We start from the raw sequence: 20,866 nt of genomic DNA, 5'->3' as shown, positions 1-20,866 counted from the left end.
CGTGCTGTCTGATCCTCAGAACTTCATCGGGTCCATGATGGCATCGAGATTCAAGTGATCGCAGAACTCCAGGAAGTCGTCGCGCAGCGCGGCGATGTGCATGCTGGAGGGCACGCCGATGGTCACCTGGGCCGAGAACATGTCGGCGCCGGTCTGCATGGCGCGGTAGCGCGAGCAGTGCAGGCTCTCGATGGTGATGCCCTGGCGATCGAAGAAGTCGGCGAGCTGGAACAGGATCCCCGGCTTGTCGGCGGCGACCACTTCGACGATGTAGGGCAGCAGATTGGATTGCACCTGCTTCGGGCCGGTGCGGTACCAGACCAGCTTCAGGCCTTCCTCGCGCTCCAGGCGCGTGAGCATGGCTTCGAGCTTGGCGACCGCGTCCCAGGAGCCGACCGCGAGCGCGGTCACGGAGACGTCGCGGCCCACGGTGGACAGGCGCGCGTCCACCAGGTTGCAGCCGGAATCGGCGATCCGGCGCGTCACCGACAACAGCGGCGACTCCGGATGCGTCGTATAGGCGTTGATCAGGAGGTGATTTTCGTTCGGCGACGGCCGGGCAGCGGAATCGGTCAAGGCGGCGCCTGCAAGGGGAGCGAGTGGCTCGGATACTGAACGGCGGCCCGCGCACGGGCTGCGGCTTGAAGCCAGCATACTTGCCCGCGCTTTCGGCCCGCAAGTAACATCGCAAGGCAGTAACATCGGCACTTGGCGGCATTTCGTGCCGCCGCTCACACAGCGCTCCGCGCGAAGGCCCTCACTTGCGACTCTCTGGCAGCATCACCGCGCTGGCCACGCCGTTCGACGCGGCCGGCGAACTCGACCTCGATGCCTGGCGCGCCCTGCTGGCGGCGCAGCTCGATGGCGGCACCCAGGCCGTGGTGGTCGCCGGCTCCACCGGCGAGGCCGCGGCCCTGCACGATCCCGAATACGACACCCTGCTGCGCACCGCGGTCGAGCAGATCGGCGGGCGCATCCCGGTGCTGGCCGGCACCGGCCTGTCCAACACCGCCAAAACCATCGAACTGACCCGGCGCGTGGCCGCGCTGGGCGCCGACGCCGCCCTGGTGGTGACGCCGCCCTACGTGCGCCCGACCCAGGCCGGCCTGGTCGCGCATTACCGCGCGATCGCCGACGACGGCGCCTTGCCGCTGGTGCTGTACAACGTGCCCGGCCGCACCGGCTGCGACCTGCTGCCGGAAACGGTGGCCCAGCTGGCCGGGCATCCGCGCATCGTCGGCATCAAGGAAGCGCGCAGCGAAGCCGAGCGCATGAGCGCGCTGCTCGCGTTCCAGGATGCCGGCTTCGCCGTGCTCAGCGGCGACGACCCGACCGCCTGCCGCGCCATGCTGGCCGGCGCCGACGGCATCGTCTCGGTCGCGTCCAATCTGGTGCCGGCCTCGTTCCGCCGTCTGGCCGATCTGGCCCGCGCCGGCCGCGGCGACGACGCCCAGGCCTGGGACGCGCGCCTGGCGCCGCTTTACGACTTCCTCGGCGTCGAATCCAATCCGATCCCGCTCAAGGCCGTGCTCGCCCGCCAGGGCATCGGCCACGGCCTGCGCCTGCCGCTGACCGCCTTGTCGGCCGCCCACCAAGACGCCGCCGCCAGCGCTCATGCGCTGGTACGCGAACTCGAACACGACTGCCGCGCTACGCTCGCAGCCTGAACCCCGCAGGAGATTTGCCCATGCGTTCCAATGTTTCCCTGTCCCGCGTCGCAGTCGGCGCACTGCTGATCGGCCTGGTCGCCACCGCCGGTTGCAGCTGGTTCCGCAAGGGCAGCAACCCGCTGTACGCCGAGAACGCCGAGCAGCGTCCGCTGGAAGTGCCGCCGGACCTCGACCGTCCGCGTACCGACGGCGCCATGGCGATCCCGAACGGTTCGGTGTCCGCCTCCGAGCGCGCGCCGACCGCGGTCGCCAGCGCCGCTTCGCCGATCGGCTTCACCACCGCCGGCAGCCGCGACGAAGCCTATGCCAAGGTCGGCGACGCGCTGGCCAAGGTCGAAGGCCTGACCATCGCCAGCCGCGCCCAGCTGCTGGGCGCCTACGACGTCAACTACGAAGGCACCAATTTCCTGGTCCGCGTGAGCGCGGTCGAAGCCGGCGCCTACGTGTCCGCGGTCGATCCGCGCGGCCTGCCGGCCAGCGGCCAGCCGCCGATCAAGCTGATCGCGACGCTGAAGGAAGCGCTGGGCAGCAAGTGATCGCGGCTTAAGCGGTACCGCGAGAACGGGCGCCGAGAGGCGCCCGTTTTTGTTTGGGTGGGATGGGGTGGGGCGGGTTTGTCGGTTGCGTGCACAGCCTCGCTCCGCGATTCGCGTGCCGGGCTGCTCGTGTGCGTTAAACGACGCCGGGGCGGCGGACTTGCGTCGCTTGCATGGACGCCTGCCCACGTCGGCGCATGGCGCTCAAGTCACGCCAGCCCGAGCGTGTGGCGCTTGCGCGGGCATGACGAATCGAGAGCGACGTCGCGACCCGGGCGCTATCCGAATCCTTCAGCGCTCCAGCAAGCCGAGCTTGTCGGTCTTGCCTTCCCAATCCTTGGCGTCGGCCAGGGCGTCCTTGCGGGTGGTGATCACCGGCCAGGCCTTGGCGAGTTCGGCGTTGAGCGCCACGAAGGCTTCCTGCCCGGCCGGCACGTCGTCTTCCGGATAGATCGCGTTGATCGGGCATTCCGGCTCGCACAGGGTGCAATCGATGCACTCGTCCGGATCGATCACCAGGAAGTTCGGGCCCTCGTGGAAACAGTCGACCGGGCACACCTCGACGCAGTCGGTGTACTTGCACTTGATGCAGTTCTCGGTGACGACGAAGGGCATGGAACGGTCTTCCGTGGGTGAGCGGTCGCGACTAGTTTAGCGACAGGCGGGGGCGCAAACCTAGCCGATATCGCCACCTCGCGGGTTGTTGCGAGCGACTCTCATCGGGGCGCGCTAGCCGACCGTTCGGGCCAAGAAAAAGCCCGCGCATCGCTGCGCGGGCTCGGTCTGTAGGAACGTTCTCACCGGCGAGGGTGGAAGGCCGCGGGCGGCTCGCATTCCGAATTTGGCGCTCCCTACGAGATTCGAACTCGTGTTTTAGCCTTGAGAGGGCCACGTCCTAGGCCTCTAGACGAAGGGAGCAGGTTAAACCCGCATCCGACTCTCAATCGTATGCGGCCTGCTAGTATAGGGGGCTGAATAGCGCTCGGCAACCGGTCCCGACCGGTGGCCGTTCACCTTCCCACAGCGATCCACTGCCCCGCGGCAGCGATCCCAAACGCGGCGACGACCGCTCGATGCAGCCCGAAAATCCTACCGGTCACGACTACGTCCATCCCATGTTGCGGGTGATCCCGCGCGAGCAGCACAACGTCTCGCGCAAGGAAATCAGCCCGAACGCGCTGCGCGTGCTGTACCGACTGCGCGATGCCGGCTTCGGCGGCTACCTGGTGGGCGGCGCGGTGCGCGACATCCTGGTCGGCGGCCACCCCAAGGACTTCGACGTGGCCACCGACGCCACGCCGGAGCAAGTCAAGGGCCTGTTCCGCAACTGCCGCCTGATCGGACGCCGTTTCCGCCTGGCGCACGTGGTCTACGGCCGCGAGATCATCGAGGTCGCGACCTTCCGCGCCAACAGCGACGACGGCAGCGGCGACCGCGAAACCGACAACGGCGGCCGCCTGGTCCGCGACAACGTCTATGGCAGCATCGAGGACGACGCGGTGCGCCGCGACTTCACCGCCAATGCGCTGTATTACGCGGTCGAGGACTTCTCGGTGCGCGACTACACCGGCGGTTTCGAGGACGTCCAGAACCGCCTGATGCGGCTGATCGGCGATCCGGAAACGCGCTATCGCGAGGACCCGGTGCGCATGCTGCGCGCGGTGCGCCTGGCGGCCAAGCTCGGCTTCGAGATCGAGGCCGCGACCGCCGCGCCGATTCCGGCCCTGGCCTCGCTGCTCAGCGACGCCGCGCCGGCGCGTTTGTTCGAGGAATGCCTGAAGCTGTTCCTGTCCGGCCATGCCGTGCAGAGCTTCCTCGGCCTGGAGCGCTACGGTCTGCTGCCGGCGCTGCTGCCGGAGACCGCGGCCGCGCTCAAATCCAATCGCAGCGGCGCGCTGCGGCGCATGCTGCTGGAAGGCCTGCAGGGCACCGACACCCGGGTCGCCAACGACGAGCCGGTGTCGCCGGCGTTCCTGTTCGCGATGCTGCTGTGGCCGGCCTACTGCCGCGCGCTGATGGCGCTGCAGGCGCAGGGCATGCACGCGGTCGAAGCCCAGCGCCGCGCCGCCGACCGAGTCACTGTGCATCAGCTGGAGACGATCGCGCTGCCGCGCCGGTTCTCGCTGCCGATGCAGGAAATCTGGCTGCTGCAGACGCGCTTCTCGCAGCGTCAGCGCAAGCGCGTGTTCCGCCTGCTCTCGCATCCGCGTTTCCGCGCCGCCTACGACTTCCTCAATCTGCGCCTGGCCGCCTCCGACGAGCACGCGGCCGATGTCGCGTTCTGGAGCGAAGCCCAGGGCAAGCCCGGCGACGAACTGGCCGCGCAGCTGGACGCGCAGCCGGTGTCCGACGCCGAGCCCGGCAGCGCGCCGCGCAAGCGCCGCCGCCGTCGCCGCAACGGCGGGGCCGAGGCCGGCGCTGCCGCTGTCGATACGAACCACCACGACGGCGAATGAGCGTCGCCGAGGTCGCGTTCGTCGGCCTGGGCAGCAACCTGGGCGACAGCGCCGCGATCCTGCGCGGCGCCTTCCAGGCGCTGGCCGCGCTGCCGCGCACGCGCTTGCTGCGCGCGTCGTCGCTGTATCGCACCCCGGCCTGGGGCGTGACCGCGCAGCCGGATTTCGTCAACGCCGCGGCCATGCTGGAAACCACGCTGACGCCGCAGGCCTTGCTGACCGCGATGCTGGCGATCGAGCGCGAGGCCGGCCGCGATCGCCGCGAGGACGGCAGCGACCGCTGGGGCCCGCGCACGCTGGACCTGGATCTGCTGCTGTACGGCCAGCACAGCCTGGACGAGCCCGGCCTGCGTCTGCCGCATCCGCACCTGCACCAGCGCGCGTTCGCGCTGCTGCCGCTGCTGGAAATCGCGCCCGATGCGCAGATTCCGGGCATCGGGCCGGCGCGCGAGGCCCTGGCCCTGCTCGAGATCGGCGACATACAAACCCTGGCTTAGGCGGTAAGTTATAGGGCTACCCCCGCGAGCGTCCGGCGATCGGCCGGGCGAGACCCTGACCCCATGTACACCTCGGCCCCCACCGACACTCCGCGCAAGACCGCCTGGACCGTGCCCATGCTCGCCGATGCCAAGCGCGACGGCCGGCCCCTGGTCATGCTGACCTGCTACGACGCCGGCTTCGCGCGCACCATGGACGCGGTCGGGATCGATCTGGTGCTGATCGGCGATTCGCTGGGCATGGTGGTGCAGGGGCACAACAGCACCTTGCCGGTGCGCGTGGACGACATCGCCTACCACACCGCCTGCGTCGCGCGCGGCCTGTCCAAGGCGCTGCTGATCGCCGACCTGCCGTTCCAGTCCGACGCCACGCCCGAGCGCGCGCTCGACGCCGCGACCGCGCTGCTGCAGGCGGGCGCGGCGATGGTCAAGCTGGAAGGGGCGGGCCACAAGCTGGAGGTGATCCGCTTCCTGGTCGAGCGCGAGATTCCGGTGTGCGCGCACCTGGGCCTGACCCCGCAGTCGGTGCTGCGCCTGGGCGGCTACAAGGTCCAGGGCCGCGACGAAGCCGCCGCCGCGCGCCTGCGCGAGGACGCGCGCGCCGTGCAGGACGCCGGCGCCTCGCTGCTGGTGCTGGAGTGCGTGCCCAATCCGGTCGCCGCCGCGATCACCGCCGACCTCGCGATTCCGACCGTCGGTATCGGCGCGGGCGTGCAATGCGACGGCCAGGTGCTGGTGCTGCACGATCTGCTGGGCGTGAACTCCGGCCATCGCCGGCCGAAATTCGTCAAGGATTTCCTCGCCGAAGGCGGCTCGATCGAGGGCGCGTTCCGCGCCTACGCCGACGCCGTGCGCGAACGCCGCTTCCCGGACGAGGCGCATTCCTACGCCGGTTGAACCCAGTGTTGCGATACAGGCGTTGTGATCGCGGCCGTTAGCGCGTGTAATTCGCAGCCTGCGGCATCGGCCTGGTCGGCGCCGCCGGTTTCCCTGGCCCCCACACCGAGCAAGGCATGCTGACCGTCGACGATCTGGCCGTACTGCGTTCCACCATCGACGCCTGGCGTCGCGACGGCTTGCGCGTCGCATTCGTGCCGACCATGGGCAACCTGCACGCCGGCCACCATTCGCTGGTGGCGCTGGCACGCGCGCGCGCCGACCGGGTCGTGGTCAGCGTGTTCGTGAATCCGACCCAGTTCGGGCCGAACGAGGACTTCGGACGCTATCCGCGCACCCCGGAGGCCGACGCCGCCGGCTTGTCGGCCGCGGGCGCCGACCTGATGTGGCTGCCCACGGTCGAGACCATGTACCCCTACGGCCCGCAGGCCACGGTCGAGGTGCGCGTGCCGCACGTGACCGATGGGCTGGAGGGCGCGCACCGTCCCGGCCATTTCGACGGAGTCGCCACCGTGGTCGCACGTCTGTTCAACCAGGTCCGGCCGGACCTGGCGGTGTTCGGGCGCAAGGACTACCAGCAGCTGGCGGTGATCCGCTATCTGGTGCGCGACCTGGCCTTCCCGATCGAGATCGTTGCCGGCGACACCCTGCGCGAGGCCGACGGCCTGGCGCTGAGTTCGCGCAACCAGTACCTGTCCGAGCAGGAGCGCCCGCGTGCGGCCGAGATCCACCGCTGCCTGCAGTGGATGCGCCAGGCCCTGCAGGCCGGCACGCCACGCGAGGCGGTCGAGGCCGAGGCCCGTCAACGCCTGCAAACCGCCGGCTTCGTCGTCGACTACGCGGCGATCCGCCGCGCCGACCTCGGCCTGCCCGAAACCGGCCCCAGCGACGGCCCGCGGGTCGCCCTGATCGCGGCGCGGCTGGGCAAGACCCGCCTGATCGACAACCTCGAATTCGCCGCCTGAACGTCAATGCACCGTTCCAGGGGCGGGTCACGCCCAGGATGTTGCACTGCGCCATGCGCTGCTAGACTTCGGTTTTTCGCGCCCGCACGTCCGCGGACGGAGTGAGAACATGCAACTCAACCTGCTCAAGGCCAAGATCCACCGCGCCACGGTCACCCACGCCGAGCTCCACTACGAAGGGTCCTGCGCGATCGACGGCCGCCTGCTCGACATCTCCGGCATCCGCGAGTACGAACAGGTCCACATCTACAACGTCAACAACGGCCAGCGCTTCGTCACCTACGCCATCCGCGGCGAAGAGGGCAGCGGCGTGATCTCGGTCAACGGCGCGGCCGCGCACAAGGCCCAGCCCGGCGACCTGGTGATCATCTGCGCCTACGGCGTGTGCGACGAGGCCGAGGCGGCGAAGTTCAAGCCGACCCTGGTCTACGTGGACCGCCACAACCAGCTGACCCACACCAATACTTCGATGCCGGCCCAGGCGGCCTGAGAGAACGCATGAGCGACGCATCCCGACTGAGCCCACTGAGCGCCCAGGCGGGGCGCGTCGCAAGCACCACGCTGCCGCAGTTGATCGCCGCCGATCCGGCACGCGCGCAGGATTTCGCGCTGCGGGTCGGCCCGATCTACGCCAGCTTCGCCCGCCAGCATTACGACCGCGAGGCCCTGACCGCGCTGTTCGCGGCGGCCGAACAGGCCGGTTTCGCTGCCCGCCTGCGCGCGCTCTTCGACGGCGAGACGGTCAATATCACCGAACGCCGACCGGCCCTGCATACCGCGCTGCGCGGGGATTTCTCGCAGGCCCAGCTCGCACGCGACGCGCACGCCCAGGCCCTGCAGGCGCGCGCGCGCATGCGCGCGATCGTCGACGCGCTGGCCGCCAGCGAGGTCACCGATATCGTCAGCATCGGCATCGGCGGTTCCGACCTCGGGCCGCGCTTGGCCGCCGACGCTCTCAGCGGCGCCGCGCCCGGACGCTTTCGCGTGCACTTCCTGTCCAACGTCGACGGCCACGCCGCCCAGCGCATCCTGGCCGGACTGGACCCGGCGCGCACCGCCGCGCTGCTGATCTCCAAGACCTTCGGCACCCAGGAAACCCTGCTCAACGGCGCGCTGGTGCGCGACTGGCTGGGGGCGTACGCGGGCGAGCGTCTGTATGCGATCAGCGCCAACGTCGAACGCCCGGCGGCCGCGTTCGGAATCCCGCCCGAGCGCATCCTGCCGATGTGGGACTGGGTCGGCGGGCGCTATTCGCTGTGGTCCGCGGTCGGTCTGCCGATCGCGTTGGCGATCAGCATGGACGCGTTCGAGGCCTTCCTGGACGGCGCCGCCGAGATGGACGCGCACGTGCTGGAGACGCCGCCGCCGCGCAATCTGGCCGCCTGGCATGCCCTGACCGCGATCTGGAACCGCAACGGCCTGGGTTATGCGACGCAGGCGGTGCTGGCCTATGACGACCGCCTCAAGCTGCTGTCGAACTATCTGCAGCAGTTGGTGATGGAGAGCCTGGGCAAGTCGACCCGCCTGGACGGCAGCCCCATCGTCGGCGACACCGTGCCCGTGTGGTGGGGCGGGGTGGGCACCGATACCCAGCACAGCTTTTTCCAGGCCCTGCACCAGGGCAGTTCCATCGTGCCCGGCGATTTCATCGGCGTGATCCGCGCCGACACGCCCTACACCGAGAATCACCGCGCGCTGCACGCCAATCTGCTCGCCCAGACCGAGGCCTTCGCCAACGGCCAGGCCAACGAGGACCCGCATCGCGCCTATGCCGGCAGCCGGCCCAGCACCACGATTCTGCTCGAGGCGCTGACCCCGCGCTCGCTGGGCGCGCTGCTCGCGCTGTACGAGCACAGCGTCTACCTGCAGTCGGTGTTCTGGGACATCAACGCCTTCGACCAGTTCGGCGTCGAACTCGGCAAGCAGGTCGCCAGCCGCCTGCTGCCCGCGCTTGCGGGCGAGGCCGAAGCCGAGGATCCGGTGACGCGGGAACTGATCGCGCAGCTGCGCGGCTGATTCGACCTCGTCGGGTGCGGTAAGCCGTAGGCGCACCGCACCGTTTCGCGTTGGCGGCGGTTTCGATGCGTTGTGGGTGCCGCGGTCGCGGCTGACGCCGCTCCTGCCCAAGGCGACGCGTAGGGCGGCCTCAGGCTGCGCCGTGGCGCGCCAGGGCCCACTCCACATGCTCTCGCACCACCGCGCTGTCGGCCTCGCGGCGCGACCGCAATGCGGCGATCACCTCGGGCGTGCTCGGCGCATTGCCCAGCGCGACCGCGATGTTGCGCAGCCAACGCTCATGGCCGCTGCGGCGGATCGCCGAGCCCTCGGTGCGCTGCAGAAACTCGGCTTCGCTCCAGGCGAACAGTTGCGCCAGGCTGGCGCGATCCAGATCGTTGCGGGCGCGGAAATCCGGCTCGTCGGTGCGCTTGGCGAACTTGTTCCAGGGGCAGACCAGCTGGCAATCGTCGCAGCCGAAGATGCGGTTGCCGATCGCGGGGCGCAGCTCCTCGGGGATCGCGCCTTCGTGTTCGATGGTCAGATAGGCGATGCAGCGGCGCGCATCCAAACGATGCGGGGCGACGATGGCCTGGGTCGGGCAGACCTCGATGCAGCGCACGCAGGTACCGCAGTGCGCGCTGGCGGGCGCGTCGATCGGCAGCGGCAGGTCGACGTAGATCTCGCCCAGGAAGAACCAGGAGCCGCCGTCCTTGTCGATCAGACAGGTGTGCTTGCCGATCCACCCCAGGCCGGCGTTACGCGCGAGGGCGCGCTCCAGCACCGGCGCCGAATCCACGAACACCCGGTGCCCGAACGGGCCCACCGTTTCGCCGATGCGGTCGGCCAGGCGCTGCAGGCGCTGGCGCATCAGCTTGTGGTAGTCCCGGCCCAGCGCATAGCGGGCGACATAGGCGCGCTCGCGGTCGGCCAGGGTGGCCCAGGCGTCCTCGTCGTCGTTGCGGCCGTAGTCCAGCCCGACCGAGATCACCCGCAAGGTCCCGGGAATCAGCGCCTGCGGGCGCGAACGCAGCTCGCCGTGGCGCGCCATCCAGTCCATCGAGCCGTACAGCCCCTGCGCCAGCCAGTCGCGCAGGTAGTCCTCGTCGGGGCCCAGCTCGATGCCGGCGATGCCGCAGCGCTGGAAACCCAGTTCGCGCGCCAATTCGCGGATACGCAGGGCCAGCGCCGCGTAGTCGGGCGCGGCGGGCGTGGGGTCGGGGCTGGCGTGGTGCGGGCTCACGATGCGGCAAGTATAGAATCGTGCGATGCCTACGGCCGATTTCTCCTTCGATTCCGGGCTTTACGACACCGCCGCGTTGCGTGCGGTCGAGGCGCGCGCGAGCAGGCACCTGGGCGACGCCTACGAGCTGATGCGCCGTGCTGGCACGGCGGGCTGGCGCGAACTGCTGCGGCGCTGGCCCGCGGCGCAGCGCATCGTGGTGGTGTGTGGGCCGGGCAATAACGGCGGCGACGGCTATGTGCTGGCGACGCATGCGCATGCTAGCGGGCGCGAGGTGCGGGTGTCGCACCTGGCCACGCACGCGCCGCGCGGCGACCTCGCGCAGCGCGCCGCGGGTGCGTACGCGGCGGCGGGAGGTCGCAGCGAAACCTATGCGGGCGGCGTGTTCGACGCGGACCTGATCGTCGACGCCTTGTTCGGCATCGGCTTGTCGCGTGCACCGGACGCGGAGGCGGCGGCCTTGATCGCAGCGATCAATGCGCAGACCGCGCCGGTGTTCGCGTTGGACGTGCCCAGTGGTGTGGATGCCGAACGCGGCGTCGCCTACACGCCATCTGTGGTCGCCGATGGCACCATCGAGTTCATCGCACGCAAGTTCGGCTTGAGTACCGGTTCGGCCCTGGATTGCGTCGGCGCTCTGGCCCTGTCCGATCTGCAGCTGTCCGCCGAGGACTTCGATCGTGCGCCGGTCGCACGTTCGCTGCGAGTGGAGGACCTGCGGCGCTGGTTGTCGCCGCGCCGCCGCGACAGTCACAAGGGCCGCAACGGCCGCGTGCTGTGCGTGGGTGGCGATCACGGCAGCGGCGGCGCGATCGTGTTGTGCGCGCAGGCGGCTTTGCGCAGCGGTGCCGGTCTGGTCGAGATCGCCACGCGCGGCGAGCATGTGCAAGCCGTGCTGGCGCGCATACCCGAAGCCATGCCGCGCGAAGTGCGCGACGCCACACAGTTGCGCGATGCAGTGGAGCGCGCGAGCGTGATCGCCCTGGGCCCGGGACTGGGGCAGGGCGAATGGGCGCGCGACTTGCAGGCCTGCGTGCTCGAGAGCGGGCGGCCCTTGCTGCTGGATGCGGATGCTTTGAATCTGTTGGCCCGGCAACCGCGGGTGTTGCATGCGGACTGCGTACTCACGCCGCATCCTGGCGAAGCGGCGCGTTTGCTCGGCATCGATACCGCGCAAGTGCAGGCCGATCGCTTTGGCGCCGCGCGCGCGTTGCGCGATCGCTACGCCTGCGCCATCGTATTGAAGGGCGCGGGCACCATCGTGACCGGGCCGGATGCGGAGCCTTGCGTGATCGCGGCGGGCAATCCAGGCATGGCGGTCGGAGGCATGGGCGATGTGCTCAGCGGTACCGTCGCTGCGTTGCGCGCGCAGGGCTTGAGCGCCTTCGACGCCGCCGTGTGCGGCGCGCTGTTGCACTCGGCCGCCGCGGACGCCGCCGCGCGCGACGGCGGCGAGCGTGGTCTGTTACCTACCGACTTGATGCCGTGGTTGCGGCGCTTGGCCAATCCGGAGAGTTCGCGTTGATCTCGTCTCAAGCAAATGCGTCCGCGTACGAAGATGCCGCGATCGCATTGTCGTTGCGCGATGCCGACGCCACCGATGCCTTGGGTGGCGCACTCGCGCGTACGCGCCCGCGGCGCGCGGTGGTGCATCTCAGCGGCGATCTCGGCGCCGGCAAATCCACGCTCGCACGCGCGTTGCTGCGCGCGCTGGGCGTGCAAGGCGCGATTCGCAGCCCCACCTACACCTTGGTCGAACGCTATCCGCTCGCCACGGGCGGCGAAGCCTGGCATTTGGATCTGTATCGCATCGGCGATGTCGGCGAGCTCGAGTTTCTCGGTCTGGACGGCGACGAGGCCACGCTGTGGTTGATCGAATGGCCCGACCGCGGTCGCGGCGGGCTGCCGCCGGCCGACCTGCGGGTCGAGTTGGCGGTCGAGGGGGCGGGGCGCTCGGCCCGGCTGATCCCGCAGTCCGAGGCCGGCCTGGGCTGGGTCCGGGCGCTGGCGGCTGCCTCGGAGCTTGCGGCCGACTCCTGAACGTTTCCACAGGAAGTGCTGGCAGGTGCCGGATTCGTAAGGGAAAAATGCTTGCTTTTCTAAAGCGCTGGTGCTTGACTAGCACCCATGCGCGTAAAAGGGGCCACCGTTCAGAAATTCCTGCTCGGCATGGCGCTGCTCGCGGCGCTGGCCTGGAATCTTGCGCACGCCAGTGAAATCAAGGGCTTGGACGTCGGCAGCGGCGCCACCGGCACCCGCGCCGAGATCGCCCTGGATCGCGGCACCGAATTCAAGCTGATCTCGCTCAAGGGCCCCGACCGTCTCGCGGTGGACCTGCCGGCCTCGTCGCTGGCCAAGGGCCTGCGCCTGCCGACCGGCGCGGGCATCGTCAAATCCGTGCGTACCGGCCAGCCCGCGCCGGGCACCGTGCGCATCGTGTTCGATCTGGCCCAGCCGGTCGCCGCGCTCAAGCCGCGCATCGAGCCGGCCGCCAACGGCGCGCGTCTGGTGCTGGAATGGCCGGGCGACGGCGTCGAGCCGCAGCCTGTCGCCGCGCCGCCCACGACCGCCACCGTCGTTGCGCATACCGCGCCCGCGTCGTCCTCGTCGGTCTCGCCGTCGGCCGCGACCGCGGTCGTGTCCGAGAGCCGCGGCGTCGACCAGAGCGCCGCGTCCGCGGCTGCGACCACGCGTTTGATCTCCGAACTGGCCGCGCGCAACGCGTCCAGCACGCCGGCCGCCGCCGCGCCCCCGGCCGCCATGCCGGTCGCGACCGTCGCGGCGCCGTCGGTGCCCACCACCATCGCCACCGGTGTGCCCACCCGCATCGCCTCGGGCGTGCCCACGCCGATGCCGAGCGCCGCCACGACCGCGCCGCCGCCGGCCGACGACCTGGCCACGCCCGGTGCGGTCAAGACCATGAAGGATGTGATGCGCGGCCGCGGCATGCGCCCGCTCATCATCGCCATCGATCCCGGCCATGGCGGCCAGGATCCCGGCGCGGTCGGTCAGGCCGGCAAGCGCGAGAAGGACGTGACCCTGGCGATCGCGCGCGAACTCGCGCGCCAAATCAATGCCACGCCCGGGCTCAAGGCCTACCTCACCCGCGACAGCGACGTGTTCATCCCGCTGCCGCGGCGCGCCCAGCTCGCGCGCCAGGCCAAGGCCGACATGTTCGTGTCGATCCACGCCGACGCCGCCGAGAACCGCGCCGCCAAGGGCTCCTCGGTCTACGTGCTGTCGCTGAAGGGCGCGTCCTCGCAGCGCGCGCGCTGGCTGGCGGACAAGGAGAACTCGGCCGACCTGGTCGGCGGCGTGCGCCTGCAGGAAGCCGACAACACCCTGACCTCGGTGCTGCTGGACCTGACCCAGAGCGGCCACATGAAGGCGTCCGAAGACGCGGCCGGCCACGTGCTGGACGGGCTCAAGCGCGTCGGCAACAACCACAAGCCGCATATCGAGCGCGCCAACTTCGCCGTGCTGCGGACCTCGGACATGCCGGCGATGCTGGTCGAGACGGCCTTCATCTCCAACCCGGACGAAGAGCGCCGCCTGACCGATCCCGCGCACCAGCGCGCGCTCGCGCGCGCCGTGCTCGACGGCGTCAACACCTATTTCACCCGCCAGCCGCCGCCGGGCACGCTGTATGCCGCGCGCGCCGACGCTCAGCCGGTGGCGATGGGCGGAGGCGGCGGCAGCCCCTGAGTTACGTCGGCGGTGTTCGCGCCGACGGTTCCGATCCCGCATGGCCTGCGTCGTCCCGCGTCTGGAACGGGCTTGCGTCGCGAAAGCGGTAAACGGATCGCGGAAGCCCCAGGCGAGCGGCTATCATCGAAGCCGTATTCTCACGGCGCCGCCGCGGCGCCCGGTCGCTCAGTGGCTATTCGTCAACTCCCCGACACCCTCATCAATCAGATCGCGGCCGGCGAGGTCGTGGAACGTCCGGCTTCGGTGGTCAAGGAGCTGGTCGAGAACGCGCTCGACGCCGGCGCGACCCGCATCGACATCGACCTGGAAGAGGGCGGCGTGCGCCTGATCCGGATCCGCGACGACGGCGCCGGCATCGCCGCCGAGGAACTGCCGCTGGCGATCTCGCGCCACGCCACCAGCAAGATCGCCTCGCTGGACGATCTGGAGGGCGTGGCCACGCTCGGCTTCCGCGGCGAGGCCTTGCCCTCGATCGCCTCGGTCAGCCGGTTCGCGGTGGTCTCGCGCCGGATCGAGGCCGAACACGGCGCGACCCTGGAAGTCGATGGCGGCCGGGTCGGGCAGGTCACGCCCAAGCCACATCCGCAAGGCACCACGGTCGAAGTGCGCGACCTGTTCTTCAACGTCCCGGCACGGCGCAAATTCCTCAAGGCCGAGCGCACCGAGCTCAGCCACATCGAGGAATGGCTGCGCCAGCTCGCTCTGGCGCGACCCGACGTGGAACTGCGCGTGTCCCACAACGGCAAGCCTTCGCGGCGCTGGAAGGGCGAGGGCGACCTGCTCTCGGACGTGCGCATCAACGAAACCCTGGGCGAGGAATTCGCGCGCAACGCGCTGCGCGTCGATCACTCCGGCGCCGGCCTGCGCCTGCACGGCTGGATCGCCCAGCCGGCCTACAACCGCGCCAGCGCCGACCAGCAATACCTTTACGTCAACGGCCGCGCGGTGCGCGATCGCAGCGTCGCCCACGCGGTCAAGCAGGCCTATGCCGACGTGCTGTTCCATGGGCGCCAGCCGGCCTACGTGCTGTTCCTGGAACTGGACCCGCGCCGGGTCGACGTCAACGTGCACCCGGCCAAGCATGAGGTGCGCTTCCGCGACTCGCGCCTGATCCACGACTTCGTCTATCGCACTCTGCACGATGCCCTGGCCGAAACCCGCGCCGGCATCGCGCCGCAGCCGGGCGCGCAGGATCCGTATGCGCCAGCGCAAGGCGCCGGCGCCCCGATGCAGAGCGCGCAGCCCAGCTACAACTGGAGCGCGCCCACGCGTCCGCTCGGCTTCCAGGTCGCCGAGACCCGCAACGGTTACGCCGCGCTGTACGGCGCGCCCGGCGACGCGGCGGCGACGCAGACCTATCCGTCCGCTCCGTCGCCACTGGACTTCGACCCGGCGGCGCCACGCCCGGCCCTGCCGCACAGCGACGACGCCAGCCTGCCGCCGCTGGGCTACGCGATCGCCCAGCTGCACGGCATCTATGTGCTGGCCGAAAGCGCCGAAGGCCTGATCGTGGTCGACATGCACGCCGCCCACGAGCGCATCGGCTACGAAAAGCTCAAGCACGCCCACGACGGCGAAGGCCTGCGCACCCAGCCGCTGCTGGTGCCGGCCTCGCTGGCGGTGTCCGAGCGCGAAGCCGAGGTCGCCGAGCGCGAAACCGATACCCTGGCCGCGCTGGGTTTCGACGTGACCCGCAGCGGCCCGCAATCGCTGACCCTGCGCAGCGTGCCAGCCTTGCTCGCGCACGGCGACGTCGAGGCGCTGCTGCGCGACGTGCTGGCCGACCTGCGCGAGCACGGCGAATCGCGGCGCGTGGCCGCGGCGCGCGACGAGCTGCTGGCGACCATGGCCTGCCACGGCGCGGTGCGCGCCAACCGGCGCCTGAGCCTGCCCGAAATGAACGCGCTGCTGCGCGAAATGGAAGCGACCGAGCGTTCCGGCCAATGCAATCACGGCCGGCCGACCTGGGCCCGTTTCAGCCTGTCCGAAATCGACCGCTGGTTCCTGCGAGGACGTTGAGAATGCGACTGCCGACCATGCCGCGACTGCGGCTGCTCCCGATGCTGCTGTCCCCGATCGTGTTCTGCCTCGCCCTGGCCGCGTGCGGTGGCGGCGAGCGTTCCGAAAGCGACCTCGACGCGCCGGGTGCCGGCGCCGCCGCCGCGAGCGGCACCGAGGCCACCGCCGAGGCGCAAGCGCCCTCCAAGCCCACCAGTGCCGCCTTCATCGGCGAGCAGCAGGTCTGGCGCGACGAGCGCAAAGCCAACCTGACCAAGCCCGACGGTTGGACCAGCCTGGTCGGCTTGCATTGGTTAGACCCGGGCCCGCATTACTTCGGCAGCGAGCCCGACAACGGCATCCGCCTGGCGATGGGCCCCGGCCACTTCGGCATGATCGATCTGAAGAAGAACGGCAGCGTGCGCTTCGTGCCCGAACGCGGCACCGCGTTCACCCTGGACGACCAGCCGCTCAAGGGCGCGACCGCCCTGCGCATCGACACCGATCCGGTCGGCCCCAGCAAGCTCGGCTTCGACGAGGGCAAGGGCATCCTGACCGTGATCAAGCGCGGCGATCGCTACGCCTTGCGCGTCAAGCACTCCGACGCGCCCACGCGCAGCGGCTTCAAGGACATTCCGTACTGGCAGGCCGACGCCGGTTGGGTGGTGGACAGCAAGTTCGTCGCTCATCCGCCGGGCAAGACCATCGCGATCGCCAACATCGTCGGCACCACCGAGCAGGTGCCCAATCCGGGCTATGTCGAGTTCGAGCGCGACGGCAAGAGCTACCGCATCGAAGCCCTGGACGAGGGCGGCGACGAGCTGTTCCTGGTGTTCGCCGACCGCACCAACGGCCACGGCAGCTACGGCGCCGGACGCTTCCTCGACGCGCCCAAGCCGGGCATCGGCGGCCGCGTGATGCTGGACTTCAACAAGAGCTACAACCCGCCGTGCGCGTTCACCGCGTTCGCGACCTGCCCGCTGCCGCCGCAGGAAAACCGTCTCGACCTGGCGATCACCGCCGGCGAAAAGGCCTATGCCGGCGCGCATTGACCGACTCCAAGGACGATAGCCCATGCTCCGTAATCCGCACTTCAAGCGCCTGCTGCCCTGCGCCCTGATCCTCGCCGCGCTGAGCTCGGCGATCGCCTCCGCGCAGGACGCCGCGCCCGCAGCCGCGACGCCGGCCGCGACGCCGGCCGCCACCGCGCCGACCAAGGCGCCGCCGGTGCCCTTGCTGTGGAAGGTGTCCGACGCCGACAACGCGGTCTATCTGCTGGGCTCGTTCCACTTGCTCAAGAGCGACGACTACCCGTTGTCGCCCGACGTCGACGCCGCGTTCGCGGCCGCCGACAAGCTGCTGTTCGAAATCCCGCCGGAGCAGATGAACGATCCGGGCGCGGGCGCCAAGTTCATGGTCGCCGCCGGCTATTCCGACGGCCGCACGCTGAGCCAGGTATTGCCCGCCGATCTGCGCGAGAAACTGACGCGCCTGATGGGCAAGCAGGGCGTCCCGGTTGCAGCGCTCGACGGTTACGAGCCCTGGTTCGTGAACCTGTCGCTGTTGCTGGGCGTATCGCAGGCGATGGGCTTCAGCCCCCAGCTCGGCTTGGATATGCACCTGATGAAGCAGGCGAGCACGGCCAAGAAGCCCACCGGCGGCTTGGAATCGATGGAGGATCAGTTGAAGGTGATGGACTCCTCGCCGATGCCCGAGCAGATCGAAGGCCTGCGCGATTTCCTCGATCGCCCCACCGAAATGCCGGGCATGCTCGCCGACATGCACGACGCCTGGCGCGCCGGCGACCTGGCCAAGCTCGACGAACTCACCCGCACCGAGATGAAGGACAAGACGCCGGAGACGTATCGCGTCGTCAACGTCGAGCGCAACGACGCCTGGGTGCCGCAGATCCAGAAGATGCTGGACGAGTCCAAGAAGGACGACGCCCTGGTGGTGGTCGGCGCGCTGCACCTGCTGGGCGAGGACGGCGTGGTCGAGAAGCTGCGCGCCAAAGGCTACAAGATCGAACGCGTGTGCTCGGCCTGCGCGCCCGGTACCGCCGATGTGGCGTCGCCGCCGGCCACGGGCGCGGCGGCTCCTGTCAAGGAAGCGGCCGGTAAGCGCTAACGCCAAAGCGCATTCGTAGGGTGCGGTGAGCGCAAGCGAACCGCACCGCGCCGCGTCGGCGCAATATCGATGCGAATGATGATTCGCGAACGATGCGGTTCGCTTGCGCTCACCCCATCCTGCGGCGGGCCCAACGCTAGGCCGCCGGCCGCGCCGGCTCCAACACGATGCAATCCACCGGACAGGCCGGCACGCACAGCTCGCAGCCGGTGCACAGCGGCTCGATCACGGTGTGCATGTGTTTGGCCGCGCCGATGATGGCGTCGACCGGGCAGGCCTGGATGCACTTGGTGCAGCCAATGCAGTCGGCCTCGACGATCACCGCCACCGGCGCCGGCTTGTGCGTGCCGCGGGTACGGTCGTAGGGGCGCGCGGGCACATTCAGCAGCCGCGCCAGCGCGCGCGCGCCGGCGTCGCCGCCGGGCGGGCAATGGTCGATGCCCGCTTCGCCGCGCGCCATCGCTTCGGCATAGGGGCGGCAGCCCGCATAACCGCACTGGCCGCATTGGGTCTGCGGCAGCAGGCGGTCTAGGCGTTCGGTCAAATCCATGGGGCAGACGTGAGCTGAGAGGGGTGAGAAGCGAGAGAGCGCTTTTACTCGCTCCTCATTGCTCTCCACTCGTTACTCGCCTCACCGCACCGGCATGCCCGGCTGCGCGCCGCCGTCGGCGTCGAGCAGGTGCAGGCCGCCGCCGTCGAAACCGGCCGACAGGATCATGCCTTCGCTGAGGCCGAAGCGCATCTTGCGCGGCGCCAGGTTGGCGATGAACACCACGTTGCGGCCGACCAGCTTTTCCGGCTCGGCGTAGGAGCCGCGGATACCGGAGAAGATCTGGCGCGTGCCGAGGTCGCCGGCGTCGAGTTCGAAGCGCAGCAACTTGTCGGAACCCTCGACGAACTCGCAGACCAGCACCTTGCCCACACGCAGGTCGAGCTTGGCGAAGTCGTCGATGCCGATGATCGCGGCGGCATTGGCCGGCGTTGCGGCCGGGGCGGCGGCAGCTGCGGTCACGGCCGTCTTCACGGCGGGCGCGGCGACGGCTTCGGTCTCGGCGGTCTTCAGCGTTTCCTTGGAGGCTTCGATCATGGTCTCGATATGCTTGGGGTCGATACGGGTGAACAGGGGCGTGTAGGCCTCGATGCGGTGCGCCAGCAGCGGCGCGTGCAGATCGCTCCACAACGCGACCGGCGCGCCCAGGAAGGCTTCGGCCTGCGCCGACACCCGCGGCAGCACCGGCTTCAGCGCGGCGGCGAGCACGCGGAACAGGTTGAGCCCCTGCGTGCACACGGCCTGCAGCTCGGCGTCGGCGCCTTCCTGCTTGGCCAGCACCCAGGGTTTGTGCTCGTCGATGTACTTGTTGGCCTCGTCGGCCAGGGCCATGGTCAGGCGCAGCGCGGTCGCGGCCTCGTTGCGTGCGTACGCCTGTGCGATCGGCTGCAGTTGTTCGACGAAGCGCGCATAGGTCGCGTGCTCGGGCAGGGTGTCGGCGAGTCGGCCGTCGAAGCGCTTCTCGATGAAACCGGCGCAGCGGCTGGCCAGGTTGACGAACTTGCCGACCAGGTCCGAGTTCACGCGTGCGACGAAATCGGCCAGGTTGAGGTCGACATCCTCGACGCCGCCGCCGGTCTTGGTCGCGAAGTAGTAGCGCAGTGCTTCCGGGTCCAGGCCGACGTCCAGATAGGTGCGGGCCTGGATGAAGGTGCCGCGCGACTTCGACATCTTCTCGCCGTTGACCATCAGATAGCCGTTGACGTGCAGACGGGTCGGCGCGCGGAACCCCGAGCCGTGCAGCACCGCCGGCCAGAACAGGCCGTGGAAGGTCACGATGTCCTTGCCGATGAAATGGTGCAGCTCGGCCTGGCTGTCGCGGGTGAGGTAGGAGAAGAAATCCAAGCCTTCGCGCTCGCACAGCGCCTCGAAGCTGCTGAGGTAGCCGATCGGCGCGTCCAGCCACACGTACAAGTACTTACCCGGATGGCCGGGAATCTCGAAGCCGAAGTAGGGCGCGTCGCGCGAGATGTCCCAGGCGCGCAGGCCGCCGTCGGCGTCCAGCCATTCCAGCAGCTTGGCCTTGACGCCCGGGATCGCGACGTCGCCGCTGAGCCACTCGCGCAGGAACGCCTCGAAACCGCCGACCTCGAAAAAGAAATGCTCCGACTCGCGCAGCTCCGGCGTCGCGCCGCTGACCACCGAGCGCGGTTCCTTGAGTTCGGTCGGCGCGTAGGTGGCGCCGCAGTTCTCGCAGTTGTCGCCGTATTGGTCGGGCGTACCGCAGTTCGGGCAGATGCCCTTGACGTAGCGGTCGGGCAGAAACATGCCCTTGACCGTATCGTACAGCTGCGCGACCGAGCGCCGCGAGATGTGGCCGTTGTTGTCGAGCTTGGCGTAGAAGGCCTCGGTCAGCGCGCGGTTGCGCGCCGAGTTGGTCGAATCGTAGTGGTCGAAGGCGACCCCGAAATCGGCGAAGTCGCGCTCGTGGCTGGCCTGGATGCCGGCGATGAAGGATTCCGGGGTAACCCCGGCCTTCTCGGCCGCGAGCATGATCGGCGTGCCGTGGGTATCGTCCGCGCACACGTACCAGGCCCGATGGCCCGACATGCGTTGCGCGCGGCACCAGATATCGGCCTGGGTGTAACCGACCAGGTGGCCTAGGTGCAGGTGCCCGTTGGCGTAGGGCAGGGCGCAGGTAACGACGAACTCGCGGGACATGGGCGGCGTTGCGGTGGGAGGTCGGGAATTATGGCACGCGGCCGCTGCAGGTCCCGTGCGGCCC

The 20,866-nt window shown here is 69.7% G+C and carries 19 protein-coding genes and 1 tRNA gene; 14 read left to right on the top strand and 6 right to left on the bottom strand.

From position 1 onward, the window contains the following. Nucleotides 1-15 precede the first annotated feature (15 nt). Nucleotides 16-654, bottom strand: coding sequence for a glycine cleavage system protein R (locus BMZ45_RS14155; protein ID WP_091637160.1), 639 nt, complete (start codon nt 652-654; stop codon nt 16-18). 107 nt (nt 655-761) lie between these two features. Here BMZ45_RS14155 and dapA point away from each other — a divergent pair, with 107 nt between their 5' ends. Together dapA and BMZ45_RS14145 are read left to right on the top strand one after the other, a co-directional pair. Further along, nucleotides 762-1,667 carry a 4-hydroxy-tetrahydrodipicolinate synthase gene (gene dapA / locus BMZ45_RS14150; RefSeq protein WP_091637159.1) on the top strand — a complete coding sequence of 302 codons (906 nt, stop codon included), beginning with the start codon at nt 762-764 and terminating at the stop codon, nt 1,665-1,667. A gap of 20 nt (nt 1,668-1,687) precedes the next feature. Then, the gene (locus tag BMZ45_RS14145; protein WP_091637158.1) at nt 1,688-2,206 is read left to right on the top strand and encodes a hypothetical protein; all 519 of its coding nucleotides are present in this window, start codon (nt 1,688-1,690) and stop codon (nt 2,204-2,206) included. A 291-nt stretch (nt 2,207-2,497) separates the two neighbouring features. On the opposite strand, the gene fdxA is transcribed toward BMZ45_RS14145, so the two are convergent. Both fdxA and BMZ45_RS14135 read right to left on the bottom strand, forming a co-directional pair. Continuing rightward, nucleotides 2,498-2,821, bottom strand: coding sequence for a ferredoxin FdxA (fdxA, locus tag BMZ45_RS14140; protein WP_056175631.1), 324 nt, complete (start codon nt 2,819-2,821; stop codon nt 2,498-2,500). A gap of 227 nt (nt 2,822-3,048) precedes the next feature. Further along, nucleotides 3,049-3,124: transfer RNA gene (locus tag BMZ45_RS14135), tRNA-Glu, on the bottom strand. Nucleotides 3,125-3,279: 155 nt separating this feature from the next. Between BMZ45_RS14135 and pcnB the strand changes: the two genes are divergently transcribed. From pcnB to pgi, 6 genes are all read left to right on the top strand, one after another. After that, nucleotides 3,280-4,662, top strand: a complete 1,383-nt coding sequence (pcnB, locus tag BMZ45_RS14130) for a polynucleotide adenylyltransferase PcnB (RefSeq protein ID WP_091637157.1) — start codon at nt 3,280-3,282, stop codon at nt 4,660-4,662. Continuing rightward, nucleotides 4,659-5,159: a 2-amino-4-hydroxy-6-hydroxymethyldihydropteridine diphosphokinase gene (gene folK, locus BMZ45_RS14125; RefSeq protein WP_091637156.1), complete on the top strand. Its 501-nt coding sequence runs from the start codon at nt 4,659-4,661 to the stop codon at nt 5,157-5,159. Before pcnB ends, folK begins: the two co-directional genes overlap by 4 nt. 63 nt (nt 5,160-5,222) lie before the next feature. Beyond that, nucleotides 5,223-6,056 (top strand): 3-methyl-2-oxobutanoate hydroxymethyltransferase, encoded by an 834-nt coding sequence (panB, locus tag BMZ45_RS14120; RefSeq protein WP_091637155.1) that lies wholly within the window; start codon nt 5,223-5,225, stop codon nt 6,054-6,056. 116 nt (nt 6,057-6,172) lie between these two features. Then, a complete protein-coding gene (panC, locus tag BMZ45_RS14115) occupies nt 6,173-7,021 on the top strand; it encodes a pantoate--beta-alanine ligase (protein WP_091637154.1) in 849 nt (282 codons plus the stop codon). Nucleotides 7,022-7,130: 109 nt separating this feature from the next. Next, on the top strand, nt 7,131-7,511 hold the full coding sequence (panD, locus tag BMZ45_RS14110; RefSeq protein ID WP_056175616.1) for an aspartate 1-decarboxylase: 381 nt from the start codon (nt 7,131-7,133) through the stop codon (nt 7,509-7,511). Between the two features lie 8 nt (nt 7,512-7,519). Continuing rightward, a complete protein-coding gene (gene pgi, locus BMZ45_RS14105; protein ID WP_091637153.1) occupies nt 7,520-9,037 on the top strand; it encodes a glucose-6-phosphate isomerase in 1,518 nt (505 codons plus the stop codon). A 130-nt stretch (nt 9,038-9,167) separates the two neighbouring features. Here the strand turns inward: pgi and queG are convergent, their stop codons facing one another. Continuing rightward, on the bottom strand, nt 9,168-10,259 hold the full coding sequence (gene queG, locus BMZ45_RS14100; RefSeq protein ID WP_175489069.1) for a tRNA epoxyqueuosine(34) reductase QueG: 1,092 nt from the start codon (nt 10,257-10,259) through the stop codon (nt 9,168-9,170). A 25-nt stretch (nt 10,260-10,284) separates the two neighbouring features. Between queG and BMZ45_RS14095 the strand changes: the two genes are divergently transcribed. The 6 genes from BMZ45_RS14095 (at nt 10,285) to BMZ45_RS14070 (ending at nt 18,092) form a co-directional block, all read left to right on the top strand. After that, nucleotides 10,285-11,784, top strand: a complete 1,500-nt coding sequence (locus BMZ45_RS14095; protein WP_091637152.1) for an NAD(P)H-hydrate dehydratase — start codon at nt 10,285-10,287, stop codon at nt 11,782-11,784. Between the two features lie 41 nt (nt 11,785-11,825). Beyond that, on the top strand, nt 11,826-12,299 hold the full coding sequence (gene tsaE, locus BMZ45_RS14090; protein WP_091637270.1) for a tRNA (adenosine(37)-N6)-threonylcarbamoyltransferase complex ATPase subunit type 1 TsaE: 474 nt from the start codon (nt 11,826-11,828) through the stop codon (nt 12,297-12,299). 129 nt (nt 12,300-12,428) lie between these two features. After that, the gene (locus BMZ45_RS14085) at nt 12,429-13,964 is read left to right on the top strand and encodes an N-acetylmuramoyl-L-alanine amidase (protein ID WP_175489083.1); all 1,536 of its coding nucleotides are present in this window, start codon (nt 12,429-12,431) and stop codon (nt 13,962-13,964) included. A gap of 171 nt (nt 13,965-14,135) precedes the next feature. Further along, entirely contained in the window at nt 14,136-15,986 is a 1,851-nt protein-coding gene (gene mutL / locus BMZ45_RS14080) for a DNA mismatch repair endonuclease MutL (protein WP_091637150.1), read from the top strand. Between the two features lie 41 nt (nt 15,987-16,027). Further along, on the top strand, nt 16,028-17,017 hold the full coding sequence (locus BMZ45_RS14075; RefSeq protein ID WP_254776648.1) for a DUF1684 domain-containing protein: 990 nt from the start codon (nt 16,028-16,030) through the stop codon (nt 17,015-17,017). Nucleotides 17,018-17,039: 22 nt separating this feature from the next. Continuing rightward, nucleotides 17,040-18,092: a TraB/GumN family protein gene (locus tag BMZ45_RS14070; protein WP_091637148.1), complete on the top strand. Its 1,053-nt coding sequence runs from the start codon at nt 17,040-17,042 to the stop codon at nt 18,090-18,092. A 136-nt stretch (nt 18,093-18,228) separates the two neighbouring features. Here the strand turns inward: BMZ45_RS14070 and rnfB are convergent, their stop codons facing one another. Then, entirely contained in the window at nt 18,229-18,642 is a 414-nt protein-coding gene (gene rnfB / locus BMZ45_RS14065) for an Rnf electron transport complex subunit RnfB (RefSeq protein ID WP_091637147.1), read from the bottom strand. Between the two features lie 81 nt (nt 18,643-18,723). Then, on the bottom strand, nt 18,724-20,802 hold the full coding sequence (metG, locus tag BMZ45_RS14060) for a methionine--tRNA ligase (protein ID WP_091637146.1): 2,079 nt from the start codon (nt 20,800-20,802) through the stop codon (nt 18,724-18,726). Nucleotides 20,803-20,866 lie beyond the last annotated feature (64 nt).

Source organism: Lysobacter sp. cf310, assembly GCF_900114355.1.
Lineage (GTDB): Bacteria > Pseudomonadota > Gammaproteobacteria > Xanthomonadales > Xanthomonadaceae > Lysobacter.
This window is presented reverse-complemented; position numbering and strand designations above follow the sequence as displayed.

Bases quoted from the DNA above. Each gene is read 5' to 3' on its own strand.
- BMZ45_RS14155 (WP_091637160.1), bottom strand. From the start codon at position 654: ATGCTGGCTTCAAGCCGCAGCCCGTGCGCGGGCCGCCGTTCAGTATCC.
- BMZ45_RS14145 (WP_091637158.1), top strand. From the start codon at position 1,688: ATGCGTTCCAATGTTTCCCTGTCCCGCGTCGCAGTCGGCGCACTGCTG.
- fdxA (WP_056175631.1), bottom strand. From the start codon at position 2,821: ATGCCCTTCGTCGTCACCGAGAACTGCATCAAGTGCAAGTACACCGAC.
- pcnB (WP_091637157.1), top strand. From the start codon at position 3,280: ATGCAGCCCGAAAATCCTACCGGTCACGACTACGTCCATCCCATGTTG.
- folK (WP_091637156.1), top strand. From the start codon at position 4,659: ATGAGCGTCGCCGAGGTCGCGTTCGTCGGCCTGGGCAGCAACCTGGGC.
- panB (WP_091637155.1), top strand. From the start codon at position 5,223: ATGTACACCTCGGCCCCCACCGACACTCCGCGCAAGACCGCCTGGACC.
- panC (WP_091637154.1), top strand. From the start codon at position 6,173: ATGCTGACCGTCGACGATCTGGCCGTACTGCGTTCCACCATCGACGCC.
- panD (WP_056175616.1), top strand. From the start codon at position 7,131: ATGCAACTCAACCTGCTCAAGGCCAAGATCCACCGCGCCACGGTCACC.
- pgi (WP_091637153.1), top strand. From the start codon at position 7,520: ATGAGCGACGCATCCCGACTGAGCCCACTGAGCGCCCAGGCGGGGCGC.
- BMZ45_RS14095 (WP_091637152.1), top strand. From the start codon at position 10,285: ATGCCTACGGCCGATTTCTCCTTCGATTCCGGGCTTTACGACACCGCC.
- BMZ45_RS14085 (WP_175489083.1), top strand. From the start codon at position 12,429: ATGGCGCTGCTCGCGGCGCTGGCCTGGAATCTTGCGCACGCCAGTGAA.
- BMZ45_RS14075 (WP_254776648.1), top strand. From the start codon at position 16,028: ATGCTGCTGTCCCCGATCGTGTTCTGCCTCGCCCTGGCCGCGTGCGGT.
- BMZ45_RS14070 (WP_091637148.1), top strand. From the start codon at position 17,040: ATGCTCCGTAATCCGCACTTCAAGCGCCTGCTGCCCTGCGCCCTGATC.
- rnfB (WP_091637147.1), bottom strand. From the start codon at position 18,642: ATGGATTTGACCGAACGCCTAGACCGCCTGCTGCCGCAGACCCAATGC.
- metG (WP_091637146.1), bottom strand. From the start codon at position 20,802: ATGTCCCGCGAGTTCGTCGTTACCTGCGCCCTGCCCTACGCCAACGGG.